Consider the following 252-nt stretch of genomic DNA (forward strand, 5'->3'; position numbering starts at 1 on the left):
GGCATGTCGGGGTCGTTCGAGCCGCCGAGGGCGGACGGGCCGGCGGGCTGCCAGGCGGCCACCTGCGTCGCGGGGGCGGGGAAACGGCCGAGGTAGTTGAAGCCCACCTGGGGGGTGGGGAGTTCGGCCAGCACCGACGCCGTCTCGGGATTGAGGTGGCGCAGCAGTCCGTAGCCGAGCCCGTCCCCGGGCACCGCCCGCGACTGCTCCTTCACCGCCTTCAGCAACGCCCCCGCCGCCGCTCCCCCGGCC

1 protein-coding gene is annotated in these 252 nt (G+C 76.2%); it reads right to left on the reverse strand.

Features of this window, described 5'->3' with window-relative positions; all coding sequences use genetic code 11:
• Positions 1 to 252: hypothetical protein (locus tag AC5P09_RS52325; RefSeq protein WP_493880675.1), on the reverse strand; the 252-nt coding region annotated here is incomplete at both ends.

The sequence above is a fragment of the Streptomyces sp. a15 genome, from assembly GCF_059026085.1.